The organism is Aeromonas sp. ASNIH4 (genome assembly GCF_002934425.1).
GTDB classification, from domain to species: domain Bacteria; phylum Pseudomonadota; class Gammaproteobacteria; order Enterobacterales; family Aeromonadaceae; genus Aeromonas; species Aeromonas hydrophila.
Genome location: NZ_CP026217.1, coordinates 1,014,686 through 1,038,306 on the forward strand (window position 1 = coordinate 1,014,686; position 23,621 = coordinate 1,038,306).

A 23,621-nucleotide genomic window follows, 5' to 3' on the forward strand; every position below is an offset into this window, starting at 1 on the left:
GCTGTTTTGTCTGCAGATGACTTGATTGAGTGCAAAGTTGGCGCGATAAATGACCGTATACTCGAAACAGGATCGTCTCATTTCAGCGCAAGGAGTGCCCATGCTAGCCAGTCTGCACAAGGACCATCTCAACATCGCCAGGTTGCTGGATCTGCTCAAACACAAGCTCGCCGCCATTCGCGACGAACAGCGGGTCAGCTATTTCCTGATCCGCGATGTGGTGGATTACCTGAGGGAGGTGTCGGACAAGTATCACCATCCGAAGGAAGACATCATTTATGACTACTACCTCAAGTACCGGGTAGTGGAGGGGGACGTCGCCAACCGGCTGCAGGCGGAGCATGCCAAGTTGCTGGAAGCCGGTGCCGAACTCAAGGAGATGGTGGAGATGATCCTGATGGATGCGGTGATCCCGCTCGATCAGTTTACCGTCAAGCTGGAGCAGTTCGTGGCACTGCAGGAGGCGCACATGAACTACGAGGAGGGGGTCATCTTCCCCCATCTGCGCGATTCGCTGACCGAGGATGACTGGCGTCACCTCGAACAGATCTGGCAGAACCGCGCCATCGGGGATCCGCTGTTCGGGCCCGAGATCAGCCAGCACTTTCAGGCTCTGGCCAAGCGCCTGTCGCTCCCGCTCTCTTCCTGAGGGGGACACTCTCTTAAAAAAACAAGGCCCCGGTTAACCGGGGCCTTGTTTTTACAGTTCGATCTCGTCTGAGAGACCTTCGTAGGCGATGTCGATGGATTGCAGCTCCTTCTGCAGGCGGTGCTTGTCTTTCAACGCCTCAATCTCACGCCATTTACGTTTCTTTCCCGTTGTCCCGCGGCTACGTGAACCGAGCTCAACTACATCGTCATATTCGAAGTTGAACATTTCCATGGCTCCCTCCTTGGTTATTCTCGTTTTCACCATCCGTATAACATAACGGCATTGAAAATAAAACGTTTTCGTGACGAACACATGACAAGGGTCCGGCGCCCATAAAAAAACCGGGTTCCCTTGCGGGAACCCGGTTTTCATCGGCTCATGACGGCTCTCATCAGAGGCGGCTGGCCAGCATGGTTTCCAGCTTGCCCTGGTCGATGGCAAACATGCGGATGCCTTCGCCCAGCTTCTCGTGGGCCATGGCGTCCTGGTTCAGTTCCCAGCGGAATTCGGCTTCGGTCATCGGAGCCGGTTTGGCTTTGCGCTCGCCGGTGTAGTTCAGCTTGCGAACCACGGCGCCTTCGGTCTTGCTCAGCTCTTCCAGCAGGGCCGGGCCAATGGTCAGACGGTCGCAGCCGGCCAGTTCCAGGATCTCGCCGGTGTTGCGGAAGCTGGCGCCCATGACCACGGTCGGGTAGTCGTGCTGCTTGTAGTAGTCGTAGATGGAGGTGACGGAAACCACGCCCGGATCTTCGCTGGCGGTGTAGTCACGGTTGTGCTTGGCCTTGTACCAGTCGAGGATGCGACCGACGAACGGGGAGATCAGGAAGGCGCCGGCTTCGGCACAGGCACGGGCCTGGGCGAAGGAGAACAGCAGGGTCAGGTTGCACTGGATACCCTCTTTCTCCAGCACCTCGGCGGCACGGATGCCTTCCCAGGTGGAAGCCAGCTTGATCAGGATGCGATCGTTGCTGATACCGGCTTCGTTGTAGAGACGGATCAGTTTGCGGGCCTTGGCGATGCTGGCCTGGGTATCGAAGGAGAGACGGGCATCCACTTCGGTGGAGATGCGGCCCGGGACGATTTTCAGCACTTCCAGGCCGATGTTGACCGCCAGCTTGTCGCCCGCGTCGATGATTTGCTGTGCCTTGTCCTGGCTCTGGGCTTTGGCCCAGTTGATGGCGTCTTCGATCAGCGCCGCGTATTCGGGGATCTCGGATGCCTTCAACACCAGAGAGGGGTTGGTGGTGGCATCGATGGGCTGGTAGCGCTTGATGGCTTCGATATCACCGGTGTCGGCGACAACTGTGGTCAGGGCTTTCAGCTGGGTTAATTTATCGGCCATGGCAAATATCATCTCTTTATGAGGGCGCACTCTCTTGCAAAGGGTGCTGGCTCGGGGGTGGCGGGCGTGAGACGACAGTTCTGAAATAAAATTACAAAATCCCGGCGACTCAGGCTCAGAAAAGCGCGATGGGTGTGCCCCATCGTCATTGCCTGCCTAATTAATACGGATGTGGCCCATCCTGCAATAGGGGGGGCTGTATGCTTATCAGCCACTCCCTGGCCGCAGTGGGAAAGAGTGGCTAAAAGTGTTTGATAAAAAACGATTTTTATCCTTTTTGCCGGAGTGGATTTAGCGGCTGCCAAAAACAACTTTTTTGGTTGATTATCGGTTTTGTGGCATCGATCACACAAATTGTCCGATCAGCCTCTTGAAATTTTATTACGTGTAAAACGTTTGGCGAAACAAGAGGGTTTTGACAGCCCGGATGGGTAAACGCTTGCGTAATGGTTTGCCCCCTTCTCTGCTTGCTCTACCTCTATGTAGATAATTGCCAAAAAGTGCTCTTTTGGGTCTAATTTGTCGGCTGATTGATTGGATTCTCAGTTTTGTTGAAATTTTGCGAGTTAAATGAAGCTTTAATGCACTGGATCGCTCGTTTTTTGTTTCCGCAGTGATCCCGATCACTATTCTGAACTCCCTCGCTATGCTAGATTCCGCCCCTTTAGTGAACCGCAAATTCAGAAACAGACAGCAAGGGGTCAGCGCAGACTGACCATGGATGTGATAACAACGAGAGAAATATGGACACCTTGATCGCAATGATTAACGACCTGATGTGGGGAGCCGTGCTCATCTACCTGCTCATCGGCGTCGGCATCTTCTTCACCTTCCGCCTGGGTTTTATCCAGATCCGCCACTTCGGCCACATGTTCTCCGTCTTGCGCAACAGCCGCAAATCAGACAACGCCGGCATCTCCTCCTTCCAGGCCCTCTGTACCAGCCTTGCCGCCCGCGTGGGTACCGGCAATCTGGCCGGGGTGGCGGTGGCCATCTATCTGGGTGGCCCGGGTGCCATCTTCTGGATGTGGCTGATCGCTTTCATCGGCATGGCGACCGCCTTCGTCGAGAGCACCCTGGCCCAGCTCTACAAGGTCAAGGATGAGGACGGCAACTACCGTGGCGGCCCCGCCTACTACATGGAGAAGGGGCTCGGCATGCGCTGGATGGGGGTGTTGTTCTCGCTCTGCCTGATCCTGGCGTTCGGTCTGGTGTTCAACGCGGTACAAGCCAACTCCATCAGCCTGGCGATGAACGTGGCCTTCGGCATCCCCGACTGGGTCAGCGGTTTGGCGCTGGTGGTGCTCTCCGGTCTCATCATCTTCGGCGGCATTCGCGGCATTGCCCGTTTCGCCGAGCTGGTCGTGCCCTTCATGGCGCTGGCCTATATCCTGATGGCGCTGTTCGTGGTGGCCATGAACATCAGCGAGCTGCCGGGGGTGTTCAGCCTCATCATCAAGTCCGCCTTCGGTCTTGAGCAGGCCGGCTCCGGTGCGCTGGGCTACGCCATCTCCCAGGCGATGATCAACGGCATCAAGCGCGGTCTCTTCTCCAACGAAGCCGGTATGGGCTCCGCTCCCAACGCCGCCGCAACCGCGACGCCCTATCCGCCGCACCCGGCCTCCCAGGGCTATGTGCAGATGCTGGGGGTGTTCCTCGATACCATCGTCATCTGTACCTGTACTGCCGCCATCATCCTGATGTCCGGCCAGTTTGAACCGGGCTCCGGCATCACCGGGGTGGAGCTGACCCAAAGGGCGCTCTCCTCCCAGATCGGTGGCGGTGGCAACATCTTCATCGCGGCGGCCATCTTCTTCTTCGCCTTCACCTCCATCGTGGCGAACTACTCCTACGCCGAGACCAACCTGGTGTTCCTCGAGCACAACCACAAGGGCGGTCTGATGCTGTTTCGGATGTTCGTGCTGGGCATGGTGATGTTCGGCTCGGTGGGCGAGCTGCCGACCGTGTGGGCCATGGCGGATGTCTCCATGGGGCTGATGGCCATCGTCAACCTGGTGGCGATTCTGCTGCTCTCCGGGGTGGCCATCAAGCTGGCGCGGGACTACAACGACCAGCTCAAGCTGGGCAAGGTGCCCACCTTCGACGCCAACAAGTACCCCGAGATCCGCAGCCAGCTGGAAGAGGGGATCTGGGACAATCCGGCGCAAAACAGCAAGCAGGCATAAGCCTCGCAGTCGCCGTTGTCTGACAACAAGGGGAGCCACTGGCTCCCCTTTCGTTTGGGTGTTGTTTCACCACCGTCAGTGGTTGGCATCCCAGCGCCGGCAGATTTGGCGTAGTCGTCGCCGCACCTTGTGCAAGGTGGGTTGACACTGCACCGCCGTCAGTGACGGGCATCCCAGCGCTGGCAGATCTGGCGCAACCGTCGCCGTACCTTGTGCAAGGTGTGTTGACGCTGCATTGCCGTCAGCTGTGGGCATCCCAGCGCCGGCAGATCTGGCGTAACCGCTGTCGCAGCTGGCGAAAGGTACGGTGGCGCTGCGCCGCCGACAAGGGGGCATAACGCCAGCGCCGGTAGAGCCAGGCGCCCTGTTGCAGCGGCCGCGCGAGAGAGGGTCTGAGGTCGGCGAGGCGCTCGCACCAGCTGGCCAGGCTCTCCCCCGCCAAGGGCTGCCAGCCATGGCGGGCGGCGCGCCGGCGCAGGGGTTGCCATAGCCGCAGGGGCAGTGGAGTCGGGCCGCGCCAGATCAGCAGGCCACCCACCAGGCTGGCCACCCCCAGCACGGTGGCCAGGATCAGCCAGTGGGTATGGCCGGCCAGCACCGGCCAGCGTTGTCCCAGCTGCTGCCACAGGCTGGCGGCATCATAGTTGAGCACCCAGCGGGTCCATTGGTAGTCGAGATTGGCCCCCCACCAGCGCAACTGGTTGAGCAGGGCCCAATTACGATAGCGCTGCAAAGAGAGCAGGTCAGCGGCGGCGAACTCGCCGCCAAGGGCTGCCGGCATGCCCCCCTCGATGCGCTGGGGGGCCACTGCGGCGGTGGGATCGAGCCGCTGCCAGCGGTTCTGCTCATCCAGATACTCTACCCAGGCGTGGGCATCGAACTGATGCACCTCCAGATAGTTGCCCCTCGGATTCCACTCGCCGCCGAGGTAGCCGGTCACCAGCCGGGCCGGGATGCCGGCCGCCCGCAGCACGAAGGCGGTGGCCGTGGCGTAGTGACCGCAAAAGCCGCGCCGGCTCTCGAACAGAAAGTCATCCACCCCGTCTTGTCCCAGCCGCGGCGGCTGCAGGGTGTAGTAGAAGTCGCCCTGGCGAAACTCGCCCAGCAGGGCGGCGGCCAGCGCCTCCGGCGTCGGATGGCGAGCCTTGAGCGCCAGGGCGTGGGCCCTGGCCTTGGGGTTGCCACCGGCGGGCAACTGCAGGTTGAGGTGACGGGCAGCGTCATCGGCAGGTGGCGCCATGGTGGCCGTGCTGACCCGGTAGCTGACGCGGCCATCCCCCCGATCCTGGCGATAGAGGGTGGCGAGGGGGCTCAAGGTGACCGGGCCGCTCAACACCTCGGGGTTGGCCAGGGCCAGGGTCCAGCGCAGGCGCTGGGGCTCGGCGATCACCTGATAGCTGCCGGCCGGCAGCGGGGTCGCCGGGGTGGCCGCCGGCAGCATCTGCACGGATTGGGATTGTTGCCAGCGGCGCACCTGCTCGCTGAGCAACCAGCGCCGGCCATCGAACAGCTCCTGGCGCATCAGCGGGAAGTAGCGCTCCCCTGGCGGGGGCGGCGCGGCGGCGAAGGTGATGCGAAAGGCCAGCTCGGAGGAGTTGACCAGCTCGCTGATGTCGCCGGGGGCCACCTCCTCCGAGAGGCCGGAGAGGGCGCGGCTGCTGCTCGGCATCTGCCACAGTGGCGCCAGCCTTGGCAGCAGCAGAAACAGGGTGAGCAGCAGGGGGATGGCCAGCAGCAGGATGAGCCCGGCCCGGCGCCACAGGCGCTGGCCGAGGGGCTGTACCGCCGCCAGCAAGGTGGTGACCGCGAGCCAGAGTGCCCCCGTCATCGCCAGGGCCCACCCCATGCTTTGCCGTTGCACCAGCGCCAGCGCGACGAGAAAGAAGGCGAGCAGCAGCACCTGCTCCACATCCCGCTCTCGCCGGACCTCGATGAGCTTGAGGCCGTAGCCGAGCCAGAGCAGGTTGATGAGGGCCGGCAGGGTGCCGAGCTGGCGCCACTGCCAGCCAAGCAGCGCCACGCCCAGCATGGCCAGCAGTGCCAGCGCGGCGGCGGGCGGCGGGCGCCAGCCCCGCCACAGCATCATGGCCCGCACACCCAGGGTGAGCAGTGAAACGGCCATCACCCAGAGTTGCAGCTGGGGCCAGAGAGCCGGGATCAGCAGCAGTTGCAGCAGGGCGAGCAGCGGCAGCAGGCGCCGGTTATCGAGCAGCATCGAGGTCGGTCTCCTGCGGCGACGCCACGGCATCGACGCGGGCCAGCGCCAGCCGGCAGCGCGGCAAAAAGGCGGCCCCGCTTTCCGGCCCGAGCGTCTGGCCCGCCAGCGTCAGGCTGAAGGGAATGCCCCGCTTGGCGTAGTCATCACACCACCAGGCGAGTACCGCCAGCCGCTGCTCCAGATCCCGGCCGCCGACCCGCTGCAGGCTGAGGTGGGTATCATCCTGCCCCGGCTCGCAGAACTGCTTTACCAGCAGGCCGCGTCCCTGGGCGAGCTGCTTCCAGGCGACCCGGCTCAACGGCTCCCCGCTCTGGTGGGCCCGCAGCATGTCGAAGTCCCCCATCGAGGCCGGAGTGGGCTGTTCCCGGTTGCCCGCCGCATCGGTCGCGGCCTCCCCGCGCAGGGGACCATACTCGGGGGCCGGCGCGAGCCAGCCCTCCAACTGCAGGTCAAGCAGCGTCCAGCAGCGAAACAGGCCGAGGGGGTAGCGGCTCTCCACCCGCAGCCTCTCCAGCGGCAGGCGTCCGCGCCGGGGGCCCAGCACCGGCAGGAGCAGGGGTTGCGGCACCACATCCACCTGCGCCAGCCAGAGCCGCCCTTCATTGAGGGAGAATTGCAGTGCCTGCAGCGGCCGTTCGCTGCGCACCGTGATGGGCATGGGCAGGGGGCTGCCCGCCTCTCCCAGCACGGCGGGCCCCCCCAGCAGAGACAGCCCCAGCAGGTTGCGGTGGGTGAGCCACATGGTGACCATGAACAGGCTGCCGAGGCCGTAGGCCACCAGCAACACCAGGTTGTTCTGGTAGTTGGTGCCGAGCAGATAGATGGCCAGCATCACCAGCAGATACCAGAGGCCGAGCCGGGTGGGCAGGATGAACAGGCAGCGCCCCTGCAGGGTGATCTGGCGGGCTGGCGGGATGCGCCGGGCCAACCAGCCTTGTTGCCACCTGGCCCTGCGCTGGCGCCAGTTCATCAAGGGCGATCCGGATCGACCCGGGCCAGCAGGCGCTGGCTCAGCGGGCAGGCTTCGCCGCGCTGTACCCCGAAGCTGCCCCTGAGCCTGTGCTCGGCCACGTAGGGGAAGACCGCCTGCACATCCTCCACGCTGACGAAGCGGCGGCCCGCCACCAGCGCCCAGGCCCGGCTCACCGCCAGCAGGGTCTGGGCGGCGCGGGGCGAGAGCGGTTGCGGCAGGTCGGCGTCGAAGCGGCTCTGCTGCACCAGCGCCAGCAGGTAGTCGAGGCTGGCATCGGAGAGGTGGATCTGCGCCGCCTCGGCCTGCAGGGCGGCCAGCTCGGTGGCGCTCAGCTGGCGCTTGAGGGGGGCGCTCTGGCTGGCCCCGCGCAGCAGTCGACGCTCTGCTTCTTGCGTGGGAAAACCGAGGGAGAGGCGCACCGCGAAGCGATCGAGCTGGGATTCCGGCAGGGGATAGGTGCCCGCCTGATCCGCCGGGTTCTGGGTGGCGATGACGAAGAAGGGGGAGGGCAGTGGGTGGCTCTCTCCCTCTATGCTGACCTTGCCCTCTGCCATGGCCTCCAGCAGGGCGCTCTGCACCTTGGGGCTGGCGCGGTTGATCTCGTCCGCCAGCAGCATCTGGGCGAAGACGGGGCCAGGATGAAAGCGAAACTGCTGCTGGTGGGGGTCAAAGATCTGCAGCCCCAGCAGGTCGGCCGGCAGCAGATCGGCGGTGAACTGCACCCGCCGGCAGTCGAGCCCCAGCACTTGCGCCAGGGCATGGGCCAGGGTGGTCTTGCCCATGCCAGGCAGATCCTCGATCAGCAGGTGGCCGCGGGCCAGCAGGGTCACCAGCGCTATCTTGAGTTGCAACGGCTTGCCGAGGATCACCAGCTCCAGTGCCGTCAGCAGCCGGGTTATCTGTGGTTGTGTCTGCACGTGCGCCTCCTTGTGTGATGCCGCTTCTACAGCTTATACGCCCGTTGCCGGGCAAGAGGGGCAAGTCATGGATAACTCATTGAATCTGGATGATTTGGCTGGCGACTTCACACAGACTTCACCCTGGCTCATACTTGGCACACGCAGGCCGGGTAGGCTGACAGCTCCTGAACATACTGAGATTCTTGCCATGAAACAGACCAGATCCCTGCCACTGCTGGCCCTCGGCACCCTGCTGCTTGCCCCGCTTTCCCTGGCGGCCCCCGTCGATCCGCTGAACGCTGTGGTGGATGATGCCATCCGCCCCATGCTCAAGCAGCACAGGATCCCGGGCATGGCGGTCGCCGTGCTGAAGGGGGGGCAGGCCCACTACTTCAACTATGGGCTGGCCGATATGGCGGCCGGGAAGAAGGTCAACGAGCAGACCCTGTTCGAGATTGGTTCGGTCAGCAAGACCTATACCGCCACCCTCGGCGCCTACGCCGTGGTCAAGGGGGGCATTGGGCTGGATGACAAGGTGAGCCGGCACGCACCCTGGCTCAAGGGCTCTGCCTTCGATGGCATCACCATGGCCGAGCTCGCCACCTACAGTGCCGGCGGGCTGCCGCTGCAATTCCCCGACGAGGTGGAATCGGTCGAGCAGATGCAGGCTTATTATCGCCAGTGGACGCCGGCCTATCAGCCGGGCAGCCATCGTCAGTACTCCAACCCCAGCATCGGCTTGTTCGGCTATCTGGCGGCGAGCAGCCTGCAGCAGCCGTTTGCCCAGTTGATGGCGCAGACCCTGCTGCCCGGGCTCGGCTTGCATCACACCTATCTCGAGGTGCCGAAGCAGGCCATGGCGAGTTATGCCTATGGCTATTCGAAAGAGGACAAGCCCATCAGGGTCAATCCCGGCATGCTGGCCGACGAGGCCTACGGCATCAAGACCAGCTCGGCGGATCTGCTCGCGTTCGTGAAGGCCAGTATCAGCGGGGTTGATGACAAGGCGTTGCAGCAGGCCATCTCCCTGACCCACCAAGGGCGCTACTCGGTCGGCGAGATGACCCAGGGACTGGGCTGGGAGAGTTACGCCTATCCCGTCAGCGAGCAGACGCTGCTGGCGGGCAACTCCTCGGCGGTGATTTACAATGCCAACCCGGTCAAACCTGTTGCCGCGTCCCAAGAGACGGGGGGGGCGCGACTCTACAACAAGACCGGCTCGACCAACGGCTTTGGTGCCTATGTGGCCTTCGTGCCCGCCAAAGGGATCGGTGTCGTCATGCTGGCCAACCGCAATTACCCCAACGAAGCCAGGATCAGCGCGGCCCATGCCATTTTGAGCCAGCTGGCCCCCTGATCCGCCACACTTGGCGGACGGCCCACGGGTCGCCAACACCATATTGAAAAACGCCGGCCAGTCCGGCGTTTTTTTATGCATAGAGGGTTGGCAGCGGGAAAAACAGATCCGTTTGCACCAATAAAACTAATGTGGTTTCATTAGAAAACTTCACATATTGCAACAAGTGAAGTGTGATCGGCTATTGGTTTGCGTTAATAGTAGTGTCTTATCATGCCATCTGTCGATTTTTCGGCTTTTACAATTGTCGCGAGAGTGTCCGGTGTACGATGACGGGTGCAAACGGCTGCCAGCCCGTTGCCAAACGCCTGCGGAATATTGTGCCGGGCATGAAGCCGCCCGATCCCCACCTTATCGTGTCAGGAGCCATCCGGCTTATTCCCAGCCCTGCCAGCTGACCATCCGCCGCTGCGAGCACAGTGGTGATCACCACAGACAGAGGTGCCCGCGCACACTTATCCGTGCGGCGGCCCCATATCACACCAATAAAAAACACCAAGACAGGTAGGTTAGCATGCGTCCATCGGCCCCGACCGGGTTGTTGCAACAACCCAAACCCTTTTTCATGATCTTCTTCGTCGAACTCTGGGAGCGCTTCGGTTATTACGGCGTCCAGGGGATCCTGGCGGTGTTCTTCGTCCAGCAACTGGGATTTTCACAGGAGCAGTCGTTCATCACCTTCGGTGCCTTCTCGGCGCTGGTATATGGCCTCATCTCGGTGGGCGGCTATGTGGGCGACCATGTGCTGGGCACCAAGCGCACCATGGTGCTGGGGGCCATCGTGCTGGTCATCGGCTATTTCATGACCGGCATGTCCATCTACAATCCCGACCTCATCTTCTATGCACTGGGCACCATCGCCGTCGGCAACTGCCTGTTCAAGGCCAACCCCGCCAGCCTGCTCGCCAAGTGCTATGAGCGTGGCGATCCCCGGCTGGATGGGGCCTTCACCCTGTTCTACATGTCGATCAACATCGGCTCGCTCATCTCGCTGTCGCTGGCGCCGGTCATCGCCGATCACTATGGCTATACGGTGACCTACAACCTGTGCGGGGTGGGCCTGGTCATCGCGCTGCTGACCTTCTTCGCCTGTCGTCACATGGTCAGGGACATCGGCTCCGAGCCCGACCATCTGCCGCTCGATTACGGCAAGCTGCTGCTGGTCTTGCTGGGATCGGTGGCGCTGGTCTTCTTCTGCGCTTGGCTGATGCACCACGTGGTGATCGCCAACATGGTGCTGATGACGGTGACCCTGGCCGTGGTGATCTTCTTCTTTCGCGAGGCCTTCAAGCTCGATGCGGTGGCCCGCAACAAGATGTACGTGGCCTTCGTGCTGATGCTGGAAGCCGTGGTGTTCTACGTGCTCTACGCCCAGATGCCGACCTCGCTCAACTTCTTTGCCATCAACAACATGCATCACGAAATGCTGGGGATGAGCGTCAACCCCATCAGCTTCCAGGCGCTCAACCCCTTCTGGGTGGTGGTAGGCAGCCCGGTGCTGGCAATGATCTATACCCGGCTGGGCAGCAAGGGGCGGGATCTCACCATGCCCCTCAAGTTCACTCTAGGCATGCTGTTCTGCTCTCTCGGCTTTCTCACCGCGGCGGCTTCCGGCATCTGGTTTGCCGATGCTCAGGGGCTCACCTCGCCCTGGTTCATGGTGCTCATTTATCTGTTCCAGAGTCTGGGAGAGCTGATGATCAGCGCCCTGGGGCTGGCCATGGTGGCGGCATTGGTGCCGCAGCGGCTGATGGGCTTCATCCTCGGAATGTGGTTCCTGACCCAGGCGATGGCCTCTTTGCTGGGAGGTTATGTGGCGACCTTTACCGCCGTGCCGCAAGGGGTGACCGATCCGCTGCAGACCCTGCCCATCTACACGGACGTGTTTGGCAAGATTGGGCTGGTGACCCTGCTGGTGGCGGTGGTGATGGCACTGATGGTGCCCTGGCTCAACCGCATGATGCATGCCGGTCAGGGTGAAGAAGGGGAGGATCTGCTCTCGCAACGGGCCAAGGCCTGATGCAGGCATGGGGGAGGGGCGGGATTAACCTGCCTCTCCCCCGGCTGTCAACCGTACTGCTCTTCCATCCAGGCTTCCAGGATCAGCTGGGCGGAGACTCCGTCCACGCTGCCTTTCTCCAGCGCTCGATAGCCCCCCCGCTCGAACAGACGCGCCCGCGCATCCGTGGTGGTGAGCCGCTCGTCCTTGAACTCCACCTGCTTGCCGAAGCGGCCGTGCAGCCGGTTGCCGAATTTGCGGGCCCGCACCGTGATCTCCTGCTCGGTGCCGTCCATGTTGAGCGGCAGGCCGACCACCAGCAGATCCGGTTGCCACTCCTTGAGCAGCTTGTCGATGTCGTCCCAGTTGGGGATGCCGTCGTTGGCCTTGATGGCGCGCAGGGGCTGGGCCGTGCCGGTAAGCTCCTGACCGATGGCCACCCCTATGCTTTTGGTGCCGTAGTCAAAGCCCATGATACTGCGTGATGACATTGCATTGATTCCTCAAAATGCCTCGCAAAATGCGTGGCAAACGGCATCAGCTGTGGCCGATGTCGCTGGATAGATGGATGGGGTTGACCCCTATGCTGGCGGCGGCCTGCTGCCAGCGCTGATGGATCGGGGTCTTGAACACCAGATCCGGATTGGGCGGTATCACCAGCCAGGCACCGTCGACCAGCTCCTGTTCCAGCTGGCCGGCGCTCCAGCCGGCATACCCGAGCGCCACCAGCCAGTGGGCGGGGGCCTCCTCGGTGCCCAGGGTTTCCAATATATCCTTGGAAGTGGTGACCATGAGCTCGTCTCCCACCTGCAGGGTGGAGTTGAAGCCCGGTCGGAAGCTGTGCAGCACGAAGCCACGGTCGGCGTGCACCGGCCCTCCCTGCAACACCGGCTGTTTGAGCTCGGGGCTGGGAGGGGGCGCCAGTTTGAGCTGGGTCAACATGGCATCCAGCGACATGTCCACCGGGATGTTGACCACCAGCCCCATGGCACCCTCTTCGCTGTGTTCGCACAGGTAGACCAGCGAACGCTCGAAATAGGGATCGGAGAGGCTCGGCATGGCGAGCAGGAAGTGATTTTGCAGTGTTTGCATATGGGCCAAATATTGCAAAGGTATTTGGGTCAATTATGGCAGTTAGCCGGGGCGGGAAAAACCGCTTTTTACCGCTTGCGGGCCGGTTCCCCGCCGCAGTCAGGATGGAGATAACACCATGGAAGGGATTTCGATCAGACAGAAGTTGATCCTGGGTTGTGTGGTACCCCTGCTGGCACTGGTGCTGCTGGTGATCGGGGCTGTCCAGGCGATGTCACAGCTGATGGCTGGCATGAACAGCATGTATCAGGGGGAGGTGGTGCAGCTCAAGGAGCTCAAGCAGATCGCCGATCTCTATGCGGTCAAGGTGATCGATGCGGCCAACAAGGCCAATGTGGGGGGCTTTGACCCCGCCAGATCGCGCGCGGACATGAGCGCCGCCCAGCAGGATATCAAGCGCATCTGGCAGGGCTACCGCAGTCAGCCGATGAGCCAGGCGGAGCAGCGGGAAGCCGACCAGATGCAGGGGCTGTTTGCGGCGGCAGACCAGGAGATTGAGGCGGTGATGCAGATCCTGGCCGACATGCAGGGGAGCAATCAGGGCCAGCTGGCCGCCCATATCATGCCGCTCTATCGAGTGATCGACCCGGTCAGCGACGGGAGCAGCGCCCTGGTGGAGTATCAGCTGAAGGAGGCCGAGAAGAACATGACCGAGCTCAACGGGCTCAGGGTGCAGCTCAACCGGCTGTTTATCTTGCTGCTGGTGGTCGGCGGCGCCTGCATCCTGTTCTTCGGGGTATGGGCCGGGCGCAGCGTCAGCCAGCCCCTGGCTGCCATGGGCGGGATCTTGCGCGGCATGCAGACGGATCTCGATCTGAGCAAGCTGGCACCGGTGCTGCGCAAGGACGAGATGGGCGGGTTGGCCCACTCCCTCAACGACGTGATCTGCCATTTTCGCGAGCTCATCACCCAGATCAACGGCATGGCGGAGCAGCTCGCCAGAGAGTCGGCCCAGCTGGCCCATATCGGCGTCGAGAGCCGCCAGCGCTTCGCCCAGCAGCAGGCCGAGACCGATCAGACCGCGACGGCCATGAACCAGATGAGCGCGACCGTGGCGGAAGTGGCCAACAGCTCCAACAACGCTGCCGATGCGGCGCACCATGCCGACGGGAGTGCCCGTCACGGTCACCAGATAGTGGCGGACGCCATCCAGTGCATGTCCGGGTTGTCGTCCCAGATCCAGAACACCGCCGCCATGATCACCCAGCTGGCCGATGACAGCCGCAATATCAGCAGCGTGATGGATGCCATTCGCGGCATCGCCGAGCAGACCAACCTGCTGGCGCTCAACGCCGCCATCGAGGCGGCACGGGCCGGTGATCAGGGCCGGGGGTTTGCGGTGGTGGCCGACGAGGTGCGCACCCTGGCCCAGCGTACTCAGCGCTCCACCGAGGAGATCGGCAAGACCATCGTCAAGTTGCAGCAGGGGGCCACCCAGGCGGCGTCCAGCATGGAGCTGGGACTGGATCAGGTGGAGCAGTCCAACCGCACCGTGCTGGCCTGCGGTCAGGCGCTCGGCGAGATTGTCAGCTCGGTCAACGTGATCAACGAAATGAATACCCACATCGCCACGGCGGCGGAGGAGCAGAGCAAGGTGGCCGAGGATATCAGCCGCAACGTGGTCAATATCGCCCACATCGCCAGCGAGTCGACGGAGGCTGCCTCCCAGTTGAACCAGAGCTGCCACGAGCTGGAACAGCTCTCCAGCGAACTCAAGGTGAAGGTGGGGCAGTTCCGCTGCTGACGGGGCAGAGGCTGGATAGAAAAAACAGGATAGAAAAGAGGCGGCCCCGGGGCCGCCTCTGTTGTTTATCGCTTGTAGTCGTGGTTGGGGCCGCTCAAGCCTTGGCCAGACGACGCTCGATGGCATCCATCAGCATGCCGGTGATGTGCACGTCGAAGGCCGCTTCAATCTCGCGGATGCAGGTCGGGCTGGTGACGTTAATCTCGGTCAGCCGATCGCCGATGATGTCGAGGCCGACGAAGATGAGCCCCTTCTCTTTCAGCGTCGGGCCCACCGCGCGGGCGATGGCCCAGTCCGCCTCGCTCAAGGGGCGCGCCTCGCCACGGCCGCCGGCCGCCAGGTTGCCACGGGTCTCCCCTTGCGCCGGGATGCGGGCCAGACAGTAGGGCACCGGCTCACCGTCCACCACCAGCACCCGCTTGTCGCCATCCTTGATGGCGGGCAGATAGGTCTGCGCCATGCAGTACTGGCTGCCGTGGTCGGTGAGGGTCTCGATGATGACGCCGACGTTGGCGTCATCCTCCTTCATGCGGAAGATGGAGGCGCCGCCCATGCCGTCCAGCGGCTTGAGGATGACGTCTTTGTGCTTCGCGTGGAAGGCGCGCAGCTTGTCGGCACGGCGGGTCACCAGCGTGGTCGGGGTGTGCTCGGCAAACCAGGCGGTGTAGAGCTTCTCGTTGGCGTCGCGCAGGCTCTGGGGCTTGTTGACGATGAGGCAACCCTCATCTTCGGCCCGCTCCAGCATGTAGGTGGCGTAGATGAACTCGGTGTCGAACGGGGGATCCTTGCGCATCAGGATCACGTCCAGGCTGGAGAGCGGCTGATCCACCACCTCGCCCAGGCTGTACCAGTCGGCATAGTCATACTTGACGGTAAGCGGACGCATGGTACCGAAGGCGCGACCGGCCTCCATGTAGAGGTCTTTCATCTCCAGATAGAACAGCTCGTAGCCGCGCTTTTGCGCCTCTTCGAGCATGGCGAAGCTGGAGTCCTTCTTGATGTTGATGGCCGAGATGGGGTCCATCACGATGCCGAGTTTAATGGTCATCCGCTGTTCCTTCTGTAGAGGAGCCCGCCTTGGCAGGCTCCGGGAGTTAGGCCAGATCGCCGAATCGACACTGCAGCGCAGTAATCGCCGTCAGGGCGGCGGTTTCGGTGCGCAGCACCCGCGGCCCCAGCAGCATCTCTTTGAAATCTTCCTGCACGGTACGGTCGATCTCGTCGCTCGACAAGCCCCCTTCCGGGCCGATCAGCAGGCGCACGCCGTGCTCAGGGATGGGCAGGGTGTTGATGCTGTAAGGGGCGCGCGGGTGCAGGTTGAGCTTGAGTTCCTGAGTCTCTTCCGCCAGCCAGGCGTCGAGCTCCATCGGCATGCGCACCTCGGGCACGGTATTGCGGCCGCACTGCTCGCAGGCGCTGATCACCACCTTCTGCCACTGCTCGCGTTTTTTCTCCAGCCGATCGGCCGGCAGCTTGACGCCGCAGCGCTCGGAGAAGAGCGGGGTAATGCAGGTGACGCCCAGCTCCACCGATTTCTGGATGGTGAAGTCCATCTTGTCGCCACGGCTGATCACCTGACCGAGGTGGATGGCCAGCGGGGATTCCACCGAGCGGGTGTCGCAGCTGTCGATGGTCACTTCCACCGACTTCTTGCCCACATTGGCGATGGTGGCGGGGTACTGGTTGCCGTCGCCGTTGAACAGCTCGAGCTGCTGACCCGGCTGCATGCGCAGCACCCGGCCGATGTGGTTGGCACCGTCTTCCGACAGGGCGAGGGTCTGGCCCACCTGCAGGGCGGCCGGTTCATAGATACGTGGAATGCGCATGGCTCAGTGTCAGTCTCTGGTTCAAGAAGAGGGGTTTAAATCCCTTGTGCTCATAGATGGGGTTATCGGCACTGCTTTTCAATAAAGGGGTTGGTATTGCCCTGCAGCTTGCCGATGCGGCGGTTGCGCTCGCACTCCCAGCCGTCGGCCGGGTACTGCCTGTCCCAGGCTTCGAACAGTTTACGCTGTTGCGCCGCCAGACGCAGCCCATACTGCTGGCTCATGTAGAGGTAGGCGCGGGCAATTTGGCCGCGTACCGGCCCCTTGGGCGGCTGCACCTGGCGATTTTTGAAGTCCACCAGCATCCGGCACTGGCCGTACTGATCCGGGGTGCCGTTCCAGTCGGAGAAGCGGAAGTTGGCCCGATCACCGTTCACCTCGCCGATGGCGGGGAAGAGGTTGTGCATGTCCCCCTCCATCTGGTTGAACTCGTCGCTCTTGCCGCAATTCTTGCGACCACCCTGCTGCCAGCACTTGAGCTGGTGGCCGAACTCCCAGGCCGGCACCACGTGCTCCCACTCGATGCGGGCGGCGCGCTTGGGCTGCTTGCGCGGCTCATAGCCGCAGCTGGTCAGATCCGGGCTCATTTTCTTGCCCTGATAGTCAATCTTGCAGCCGCAATAGAAGGTGACCGGGTGATCCTGATAGAGGCGGTTCAGATCCTGTTTGGCGGCGCGAAAAGTCTGGGCATGCAGGGGCAGACTGACCAGCAGGGTCAGGGCGAGAGAGAGCAGGGGACGAAACATGGTGATCCTTGGCAATGAGATGGTTGGCGGAAAAAAGCAGAGAGGCACCCTAGCACAGGGACGCGACACCGGCTGGCTTACTGCGACGAGCCAACCCGCTCCAGCGGCTGCTTGCAGCGACGGCAGTGGTAGCGGGCCTCGCCGCGCACCACCTTGTTGTGGCGGCGCACCGACAGCTGATGCTGCTGGCAGAGGCAGCGATAGGGGATGGTGCGCTGGGCCAGTACCGCCAGATCGAAGCTGTGGGTGGTGCTGGGCTCAAGGCCGAACACCTCCCGCATCACCGATTGCCACTGGCGGCCGTGGGGCAGCACCCGCGATCTGCCGCGCCCTTCGCCCCACAGGGCATAGACCAGCAGGTGGGCCACCTCGTGGGGCACCACCTCGGCCAGAAACGCCTGCTGGTTGGCCTGGTAGAGGGCCGGGTTGAAGCGCAGCTCCCAGGTTTGCAGCCGCGCCGATCCCGCCGCCCGACCGCGCATATTGCAATGAACTTGCGGGCGGGGAAAGGGGCGGCCAAGGCGTGCTTCGGCCTGCACAAAACAGGCGTCGACACGGGCGAGCAACTGCTGGTGCAGGGCGGGATCGAGGCGGGTGGCGGTGACGGACATCGGGTTCTCGGCAAATGGCGGACAAGCAAAAGGGGAGCCAGGCTCCCCTTTATACCACAAGCGTGACGCTTACAGACCGGCGGCGGAACGCAGCAGTTCGGCCTTGTCGGTCTGCTCCCACGGGAACTCGTTGCGACCGAAGTGACCGTAGGCGGCAGTGGCCTGGTAGATCGGGCGCTTCAGATCCAGCATCTGGATCAGGCCGTACGGACGCAGTTCGAAGTGCTCGCGTACCAGCTTGACCAGCAGATCCTCGGCAACCTTGGCAGTGCCGAAGGTTTCGACGCTGATGGAGGTCGGCTCGGCCACGCCGATGGCGTAGGAGATCTGGATTTCACAGCGATCGGCCAGACCGGCGGCGACGATGTTCTTGGCCACGTAGCGGGCGGCGTAGGCAGCGGAGCGGTCAACCTTGGACGGATCCTTGCCGGAGAAGGCGCCACCACCGTGACGGGCCATACCGCCGTAGGTGTCGACGATGATCTTGCGACCGGTCAGACCGCAGTCACCCATCGGGCCGCCGATGACGAAACGGCCGGTCGGGTTGATGAAGTATTTGGTGTCCTTGTTGACCCACTCGGCCGGCAGTACCGGCTTGATGATCTCTTCGCGCACCGCTTCCACCAGATCCTTGTGGCTGATGGATTCGGCGTGCTGGGTAGACAGCACCACGGCATCCACACCGATGATCTTGCCGGCGTCGTCGTAGGCGAAGGTCAGCTGGCTCTTGGCATCCGGACGCAGCCACGGCAGGGTGCCGTTCTTGCGCACTTCAGCCTGACGCTTCACCAGCAGGTGAGAGTAGGTGATGGGGGCCGGCATCAGCACGTCGGTTTCGTTGGTGGCGTAGCCGAACATCAGGCCCTGGTCGCCCGCGCCCTGTTCCAGCGGATCGCTGCGGTCAACGCCCTGGTTGATGTCCGGGGACTGCTTGCCGATGGCGTTCAGCACGGCGCAGGAGTCGGCGTCGAAGCCCATGTCGGAGTGGGTGTAGCCGATGTCGCGCACGGTGTCGCGCACGATCTGCTCGATGTCTACCCAGGCGGTGGTGGTTACTTCACCGGCCACCATGACCATGCCGGTCTTGACCAGGGTCTCGCAGGCGACACGGGCCTTGGTGTCTTGCTTGAGGATGGCGTCCAGGACCGCATCGGAGATCTGGTCCGCAATCTTGTCGGGATGGCCTTCGGAGACCGACTCGGAAGTAAACAGCTTTGCCATGATGGGATTCTCAGCTTGTCTGGGGTTATCGCCGCAGCAATAACCGGGTGATGATAGGATGATTGTAGAGGTATCTACATCTGGACGTCCATTTTAGTTAGCGCCCCCCTCGATTGCCAGCACTATTTTGGTTTTACCGCCCCCTGGCCGAACAAGATCCGCGCTTTACCCCATTTGGGGTGTAAAGCGGTTACGGCTCAATCGTTTGCCCTGTCAAGAAAAGCGATTGAGCTCCCAAAGCCACTTTATTCGCCCAGATAATATTTGCACGCCGCGCCCCCTGCTGGGACAATAACGCGCCTTAATCTTGGCCATCAAATGAAGCAATCGCAGGAGATACAGATGCCTTCTCGTAAAGAGCTTGCCAATGCCATTCGCGCATTGAGTATGGATGCCGTTCAAAAAGCCAACTCCGGTCACCCGGGCGCCCCCATGGGAATGGCGGATATCGCCGAAGTGTTGTGGCGCAGCCACCTCAAACATAACCCGAACAACCCCAAGTGGGCCGACCGCGACCGTTTCATTCTCTCCAACGGCCACGGCTCCATGCTGCTGTACTCCCTGCTGCACCTCTCCGGTTATGACCTCTCCATCGACGATCTGAAAAACTTCCGCCAGCTGCACTCTCGCACCCCGGGTCACCCGGAGTACGGTTACGCGCCGGGCGTTGAAACCACTACCGGTCCGCTGGGTCAGGGCATCACCAATGCCGTCGGCATGGCGATCGCCGAGAAGGCCATGGCCGAGCAGTTCAATCAGCCGGGTCACGACATCGTTGACCACTACACCTACGCCTTCATGGGCGACGGCTGCCTGATGGAAGGTATCTCCCACGAAGCCTGCTCCCTGGCCGGTACCCTGCAACTGGGCAAACTGATCGCGTTCTGGGATGACAACGGCATCTCCATCGACGGTCACGTGGAAGGCTGGTTCACCGACGACACCGTCAAGCGCTTCGAAGCCTACGGCTGGCACGTGATTGCCGCCGTTGACGGCCACAGCCCGGAAGCGATCAACGCTGCCATCGAAGCCGCCAAGGCCGAGACCGGCAAGCCGACCCTGATTTGCTGCCGCACCATCATCGGTTACGGTTCCCCGAACAAGTCCGGTTCCCACGATTGCCACGGTTCACCGCTCGGCAACGACGAGATCGCCGCTGCCCGTGCCTTCCTGAAGTGGGACCACGCGCCGTTCGTTATCCCGTCAGACATCGCTGCCGAGTGGAACGGTCAGGAGAAGGGCGCCAAGCTGGAAGCCGACTGGGCTGCCAAGTTTGCCGCCTATGAAGCCGCTCACCCGACCCTGGCTGCCGAATTCAAGCGCCGTACCGCTGGCGAACTGCCGGCCAACTGGGCTGCTGAATCCGCCAAGATCATCGAAACCCTGCAAGCCAACCCGGCCAAGATTGCGACCCGCAAAGCCTCCCAGAACTCACTGGAAGCCTTCGGCAAGCTGCTGCCGGAGTTCATGGGTGGTTCTGCCGACCTGGCGCCGTCCAATCTGACCATGTGGTCCGGTTCCAAGTCCCTGACTAACGACGATGCCTCCGGCAACTACATCCACTATGGTGTACGCGAGTTCGGCATGTCCGCCATCATGAACGGTATCGCCCTGCACGGTGGTTTCATCCCCTACGGCGCCACCTTCCTGATGTTCATGGAATACGCCCGCAACGCCCTGCGCATGGCCGCCCTGATGAAGCAGCGCGCCATCTTCGTTTACACCCACGACTCCATCGGTCTGGGTGAAGATGGCCCGACTCACCAGCCGGTCGAGCAGATCGCTTCCCTGCGTCTGACCCCGAACATGAGCACCTGGCGTCCGTGTGACCAGGTTGAATCCGCCATCGCCTGGAAGCACGCCATCGAGCGTACCGACGGCCCGACTGCGCTGATCTTCTCTCGTCAGAACCTGGCCCAGATGGACCGCAGCGCCCAGCAACTGGCCGATACCGCCAAGGGTGGTTACGTGCTGAAGGATTGTGCCGGCAAGCCTGAGCTGATCCTGATCGCCACCGGTTCCGAAGTGGAACTGGCCGTTGCCGCCTATGAGCAGCTGACTGCCAAGGGCCGTGCCGTGCGCGTGGTCTCCATGCCGGCCACCGACGTGTTCGACGCCCAGTCTGCCGAGTACAAAGAGTCCGTCCTGCCGGCCTCCGTCACCAAGCGTGTGGCCATCGAAGCCGGCATCGCCGACTACTGGTACAAGTACGTGGGCTTTGGCGGCAAGATCATCGGTATGACCACCTTCGGTGAGTCCGCACCGGCCGAGCTGCTGTTCAAGGAATTCGGCTTTACCGTGGAAAATGTGGTTGTGACCGCTGAATCCCTGTAATAGCTGACCATTGGGCCACTTTGGCCCAATAGCCGGAAAATAAACGCCCCTCCATCGCATGATGGAGGGGCGTTTTAAATCTATCTATCAAGCCTATTGTAGTTTTCACACCCAAAGCTCAGTTTAAAGTTTTTATGAATTTCATTATGATTCAATACTATCTTTGATATATTTTTCTCTTTTTACCTATAATAGAGATTTTTCTATGGAAAAAGTTACTGTTGATAATGAAAAGGTTGTTAGAATAATTGAAAGTGCAATAGAAGCACGTAATCAGTCAGCTAGCTCTCAAATTGAGGATATTAAAGATACGATATCTCACTCAACTTGGCTTTCAATGGTAGCGATTGGTGTTATTGCAGCTTCGGTAACAATGTCTTCAAACCAGTCCTTTATTTATACATATATTGCAAGTGCCATTTCTATATTGTCATCTGGTGTTTCAATTTTGTTTTCAGCATTTCAGACTGTGCTTTCAAATAATCTTCTAAATCAATATAGACAACTATTACTTGGGCATTCAGCAGTCAAAACAGAACTGTTGGCCGGTAATCATAACCCAAGTGACTACGATAAGTTTGCCCAAGATATATATAATGATGAACTTACTTCATATGAATATAAGTCAAGCATTAGTAATGTAAATGGAAAAATAAAACGCTATGGTAATTCTGAACGTTACACAAACCATCAAATGAAATTTCTATTATTCTCTGTTTTTGCATTTGTTGTTCAGGGCGTATTGTTTGTAGCATATCAAGCAGCTACCCACCCAGTTAATAGTTTTTAAGCTAGATGAGCGAAATGTAATTATAGCTTCGTGAAGCAATAAAATAATATCCTTGCTCGTTAAATAAAAAAGAGACCGGCCATCAGCCGGTCTCTTTTTATTATTCAGGGCATGTCTTATGCCTGCGGCGGGGTACTTTCCGCATTGGACATCACCGCATCAATCTGCACCAGGGCGCCGGCGGGCAGCTCGCTCACGCCAATAACGGTGCGGGCGGGCAGATAGGCCGGGAAGTATTTGGTGTAGATGGCATCCACGTCCGCCAGATCCGCGATGTTCTTCACCTGGATATTGATCTTGACGATATCGTCCATCACGTGGCCGATGCTCTCGACGATGGTCTTGATATGGCCGAGACACTGGGCGGTCTGCTCCTTGACACAACCGGTCAGGATCTTGCCGGTGGCCAGATCAACCGGCAGTTGCCCGGCGATATGGTTGTAGTGGGAGAAGGCGACAGTCTGGCTGTGCAGCGGGCTGCGCGGCGCCTTGTCGGTGTTGCGGGCGCGGATCACCAGATTGTGTCTGTCTTCCACCAGCTGTGGCGGAGTGCCGTCACCGTGGGAGATGACCGCATCCATCTGCACCCGGGCGCCCAGCGGCAGGGCGGAGGCGACGATCACGCTGCGCGCCGGCAGATAGGCGACGGCACGGGCAATGGCGGAGTCCGGGAAGAAGGTGGTGTAGACCTCGTTGACGGCGTCCAGATCGGCCAGGCTGGTCAGATAGACGGTGACCTTGACGATATCGTCAAACGGTACATCGATGCTCTCCAGCACGTACTTGATGTTGCGCAGGCACTGGCCAGCCTGTTGCTGGATGCCGCCGGCGACCAGCTGGCCCGACGCGGCATCGACCGGCAGCTGGGCACCGATATTGTTGTAGTGGGAGAAGGCGACGGTATGGGTCGAGAGCGGATCCTGCGGCGCCTTGTCGCTGTTGCGGGAGAGCTTCAGCAAGGGACAGGGGGCCTGCGGGAAGGTGCCTTCACCGTTGGAGATAAGCGCGTCCATCTGCACGGCGGCGCCGAGCGGCAGACCGGCCACCGCCAGCACGGTACGGGTCGGCAGCAGGCGGGGGAAGAACTCGCCATAGACGGCGTTGACCGCGTCGAGATCGGCAATCTCTTTGAGAAATACCGTGATTTTGACCACGTCATCCATCACATGATCGATGCTCTCGACGATGGCCTTGATATTGGTGAGGCACTGTCTGGCCTGCGCCTTGATATCCCCTGCGACCAGTGCGCCCGTTTTCGGGTCGACCGGCAGCTGGGCGGAGATATTGTTGTAGTGGGAGAACGCCACGCTCTGGGTGCTGGGGCTCAGATCCTGCGGTGCATTGGCGGTATTTCTGGCTGACTTGATGATGGTACCACTCATGGCGATACTCCTTTTTCGTTTTTGATGTAGGGTCAGGCCGCGTTGCTCTTCCCTGGCCGAATGCGTCACGCAGGGCGATACCCATGATGGCGGCAACAGTTGCCCGTTCCCGCCGCAGGGCGACGGGGGCAGGGGACCATGGTCATCACTGTGTAAAGCCTTGTGCCGGTGCCGCCGGCGCGTGCAAACAGATAAGGGAGAAATAAATCGGCTTGATGATTCAGACGGGAGGATTCTAGGGGGCGTTTG

Annotated in this window: 20 protein-coding genes; 7 read left to right on the top strand and 13 right to left on the bottom strand. The window is 61.3% G+C overall.

Annotated elements, in window-relative coordinates:
* Positions 1-100 precede the first annotated feature (100 nt).
* Positions 101-649 carry a hemerythrin domain-containing protein gene (locus tag C2U40_RS04835; RefSeq protein WP_103826998.1) on the top strand — a complete coding sequence of 183 codons (549 nt, stop codon included), beginning with the start codon at positions 101-103 and terminating at the stop codon, positions 647-649.
* A 51-nt stretch (positions 650-700) separates the two neighbouring features.
* On the opposite strand, the gene C2U40_RS04840 is transcribed toward C2U40_RS04835, so the two are convergent.
* Together C2U40_RS04840 and tal are read right to left on the bottom strand one after the other, a co-directional pair.
* On the bottom strand, positions 701-883 hold the full coding sequence (locus tag C2U40_RS04840) for a DUF3545 family protein (RefSeq protein WP_016351599.1): 183 nt from the start codon (positions 881-883) through the stop codon (positions 701-703).
* A gap of 160 nt (positions 884-1,043) precedes the next feature.
* The gene (gene tal, locus C2U40_RS04845) at positions 1,044-1,994 is read right to left on the bottom strand and encodes a transaldolase (protein ID WP_016351598.1); all 951 of its coding nucleotides are present in this window, start codon (positions 1,992-1,994) and stop codon (positions 1,044-1,046) included.
* Between the two features lie 743 nt (positions 1,995-2,737).
* Between tal and C2U40_RS04850 the strand changes: the two genes are divergently transcribed.
* On the top strand, positions 2,738-4,180 hold the full coding sequence (locus C2U40_RS04850; RefSeq protein ID WP_011706925.1) for an alanine/glycine:cation symporter family protein: 1,443 nt from the start codon (positions 2,738-2,740) through the stop codon (positions 4,178-4,180).
* 241 nt (positions 4,181-4,421) lie between these two features.
* Here C2U40_RS04850 and C2U40_RS04855 read toward each other — a convergent pair whose 3' ends face one another.
* From C2U40_RS04855 to C2U40_RS04865, 3 genes are read right to left on the bottom strand one after another with little or no spacing between them, the layout of a single operon-like run.
* Complete coding sequence (locus C2U40_RS04855) at positions 4,422-6,395, bottom strand: transglutaminase TgpA family protein (RefSeq protein WP_103826999.1); 1,974 nt, start codon at positions 6,393-6,395, stop codon at positions 4,422-4,424.
* Complete coding sequence (locus C2U40_RS04860) at positions 6,382-7,368, bottom strand: DUF58 domain-containing protein (protein ID WP_103827000.1); 987 nt, start codon at positions 7,366-7,368, stop codon at positions 6,382-6,384. The genes C2U40_RS04855 and C2U40_RS04860 overlap by 14 nt, the downstream gene beginning before the upstream one ends.
* Positions 7,368-8,288, bottom strand: a complete 921-nt coding sequence (locus tag C2U40_RS04865; protein WP_103827001.1) for an AAA family ATPase — start codon at positions 8,286-8,288, stop codon at positions 7,368-7,370. The genes C2U40_RS04860 and C2U40_RS04865 overlap by 1 nt, the downstream gene beginning before the upstream one ends.
* A 190-nt stretch (positions 8,289-8,478) precedes the next feature.
* Between C2U40_RS04865 and ampC the strand changes: the two genes are divergently transcribed.
* The gene (gene ampC / locus C2U40_RS04870) at positions 8,479-9,627 is read left to right on the top strand and encodes an FOX/MOX family class C beta-lactamase (RefSeq protein WP_103827002.1); all 1,149 of its coding nucleotides are present in this window, start codon (positions 8,479-8,481) and stop codon (positions 9,625-9,627) included.
* 514 nt (positions 9,628-10,141) lie between these two features.
* On the top strand, positions 10,142-11,647 hold the full coding sequence (dtpB, locus tag C2U40_RS04875) for a dipeptide/tripeptide permease DtpB (RefSeq protein WP_016351593.1): 1,506 nt from the start codon (positions 10,142-10,144) through the stop codon (positions 11,645-11,647).
* A 47-nt stretch (positions 11,648-11,694) separates the two neighbouring features.
* Here dtpB and ruvX read toward each other — a convergent pair whose 3' ends face one another.
* Together ruvX and C2U40_RS04885 are read right to left on the bottom strand one after the other, a co-directional pair.
* Positions 11,695-12,117, bottom strand: coding sequence for a Holliday junction resolvase RuvX (gene ruvX, locus C2U40_RS04880; protein ID WP_011706917.1), 423 nt, complete (start codon positions 12,115-12,117; stop codon positions 11,695-11,697).
* A 46-nt stretch (positions 12,118-12,163) separates the two neighbouring features.
* Entirely contained in the window at positions 12,164-12,718 is a 555-nt protein-coding gene (locus tag C2U40_RS04885) for a YqgE/AlgH family protein (RefSeq protein WP_016351591.1), read from the bottom strand.
* Positions 12,719-12,836: 118 nt separating this feature from the next.
* Between C2U40_RS04885 and C2U40_RS04890 the strand changes: the two genes are divergently transcribed.
* Positions 12,837-14,462 carry a methyl-accepting chemotaxis protein gene (locus tag C2U40_RS04890; RefSeq protein WP_103827003.1) on the top strand — a complete coding sequence of 542 codons (1,626 nt, stop codon included), beginning with the start codon at positions 12,837-12,839 and terminating at the stop codon, positions 14,460-14,462.
* 94 nt (positions 14,463-14,556) lie between these two features.
* On the opposite strand, the gene gshB is transcribed toward C2U40_RS04890, so the two are convergent.
* The 5 genes from gshB to metK all read right to left on the bottom strand — a co-directional run bounded on the left by gshB (position 14,557) and on the right by metK (position 18,866).
* Positions 14,557-15,510 carry a glutathione synthase gene (gene gshB, locus C2U40_RS04895; RefSeq protein WP_103827004.1) on the bottom strand — a complete coding sequence of 318 codons (954 nt, stop codon included), beginning with the start codon at positions 15,508-15,510 and terminating at the stop codon, positions 14,557-14,559.
* A 46-nt stretch (positions 15,511-15,556) separates the two neighbouring features.
* Entirely contained in the window at positions 15,557-16,288 is a 732-nt protein-coding gene (gene rsmE / locus C2U40_RS04900; protein ID WP_103827005.1) for a 16S rRNA (uracil(1498)-N(3))-methyltransferase, read from the bottom strand.
* A gap of 62 nt (positions 16,289-16,350) precedes the next feature.
* Positions 16,351-17,034 (bottom strand): endonuclease, encoded by a 684-nt coding sequence (locus C2U40_RS04905; protein WP_181014708.1) that lies wholly within the window; start codon positions 17,032-17,034, stop codon positions 16,351-16,353.
* A gap of 77 nt (positions 17,035-17,111) precedes the next feature.
* Positions 17,112-17,645 carry a SprT family zinc-dependent metalloprotease gene (locus C2U40_RS04910; RefSeq protein ID WP_103827007.1) on the bottom strand — a complete coding sequence of 178 codons (534 nt, stop codon included), beginning with the start codon at positions 17,643-17,645 and terminating at the stop codon, positions 17,112-17,114.
* 69 nt (positions 17,646-17,714) lie between these two features.
* Positions 17,715-18,866, bottom strand: coding sequence for a methionine adenosyltransferase (gene metK / locus C2U40_RS04915; RefSeq protein WP_011706910.1), 1,152 nt, complete (start codon positions 18,864-18,866; stop codon positions 17,715-17,717).
* A gap of 342 nt (positions 18,867-19,208) precedes the next feature.
* On the opposite strand from metK, the gene tkt reads away from it, so the two are divergent.
* Complete coding sequence (gene tkt, locus C2U40_RS04920; protein WP_103827008.1) at positions 19,209-21,200, top strand: transketolase; 1,992 nt, start codon at positions 19,209-19,211, stop codon at positions 21,198-21,200.
* 205 nt (positions 21,201-21,405) lie between these two features.
* On the top strand, positions 21,406-21,990 hold the full coding sequence (locus C2U40_RS25995; RefSeq protein WP_146054346.1) for a hypothetical protein: 585 nt from the start codon (positions 21,406-21,408) through the stop codon (positions 21,988-21,990).
* A gap of 116 nt (positions 21,991-22,106) precedes the next feature.
* Here C2U40_RS25995 and C2U40_RS04925 read toward each other — a convergent pair whose 3' ends face one another.
* On the bottom strand, positions 22,107-23,372 hold the full coding sequence (locus C2U40_RS04925) for a RidA family protein (protein ID WP_103827009.1): 1,266 nt from the start codon (positions 23,370-23,372) through the stop codon (positions 22,107-22,109).
* Positions 23,373-23,621: the final 249 nt, after the last annotated feature.

Excerpts from the sequence above, each read along its gene's own strand:
- ruvX (WP_011706917.1), bottom strand. The coding sequence starts at position 12,117 with ATGTCATCACGCAGTATCATGGGCTTTGACTACGGCACCAAAAGCATA.
- C2U40_RS04905 (WP_181014708.1), bottom strand. The coding sequence starts at position 17,034 with ATGTTTCGTCCCCTGCTCTCTCTCGCCCTGACCCTGCTGGTCAGTCTG.
- tal (WP_016351598.1), bottom strand. The coding sequence starts at position 1,994 with ATGGCCGATAAATTAACCCAGCTGAAAGCCCTGACCACAGTTGTCGCC.
- C2U40_RS04840 (WP_016351599.1), bottom strand. The coding sequence starts at position 883 with ATGGAAATGTTCAACTTCGAATATGACGATGTAGTTGAGCTCGGTTCA.
- C2U40_RS04850 (WP_011706925.1), top strand. The coding sequence starts at position 2,738 with ATGGACACCTTGATCGCAATGATTAACGACCTGATGTGGGGAGCCGTG.
- C2U40_RS04860 (WP_103827000.1), bottom strand. The coding sequence starts at position 7,368 with ATGAACTGGCGCCAGCGCAGGGCCAGGTGGCAACAAGGCTGGTTGGCC.
- tkt (WP_103827008.1), top strand. The coding sequence starts at position 19,209 with ATGCCTTCTCGTAAAGAGCTTGCCAATGCCATTCGCGCATTGAGTATG.
- ampC (WP_103827002.1), top strand. The coding sequence starts at position 8,479 with ATGAAACAGACCAGATCCCTGCCACTGCTGGCCCTCGGCACCCTGCTG.
- metK (WP_011706910.1), bottom strand. The coding sequence starts at position 18,866 with ATGGCAAAGCTGTTTACTTCCGAGTCGGTCTCCGAAGGCCATCCCGAC.
- C2U40_RS04925 (WP_103827009.1), bottom strand. The coding sequence starts at position 23,372 with ATGAGTGGTACCATCATCAAGTCAGCCAGAAATACCGCCAATGCACCG.
- rsmE (WP_103827005.1), bottom strand. The coding sequence starts at position 16,288 with ATGCGCATTCCACGTATCTATGAACCGGCCGCCCTGCAGGTGGGCCAG.
- C2U40_RS04855 (WP_103826999.1), bottom strand. The coding sequence starts at position 6,395 with ATGCTGCTCGATAACCGGCGCCTGCTGCCGCTGCTCGCCCTGCTGCAA.
- dtpB (WP_016351593.1), top strand. The coding sequence starts at position 10,142 with ATGCGTCCATCGGCCCCGACCGGGTTGTTGCAACAACCCAAACCCTTT.
- C2U40_RS25995 (WP_146054346.1), top strand. The coding sequence starts at position 21,406 with ATGGAAAAAGTTACTGTTGATAATGAAAAGGTTGTTAGAATAATTGAA.
- C2U40_RS04910 (WP_103827007.1), bottom strand. The coding sequence starts at position 17,645 with ATGTCCGTCACCGCCACCCGCCTCGATCCCGCCCTGCACCAGCAGTTG.
- C2U40_RS04890 (WP_103827003.1), top strand. The coding sequence starts at position 12,837 with ATGGAAGGGATTTCGATCAGACAGAAGTTGATCCTGGGTTGTGTGGTA.
- C2U40_RS04885 (WP_016351591.1), bottom strand. The coding sequence starts at position 12,718 with ATGCAAACACTGCAAAATCACTTCCTGCTCGCCATGCCGAGCCTCTCC.
- gshB (WP_103827004.1), bottom strand. The coding sequence starts at position 15,510 with ATGACCATTAAACTCGGCATCGTGATGGACCCCATCTCGGCCATCAAC.
- C2U40_RS04835 (WP_103826998.1), top strand. The coding sequence starts at position 101 with ATGCTAGCCAGTCTGCACAAGGACCATCTCAACATCGCCAGGTTGCTG.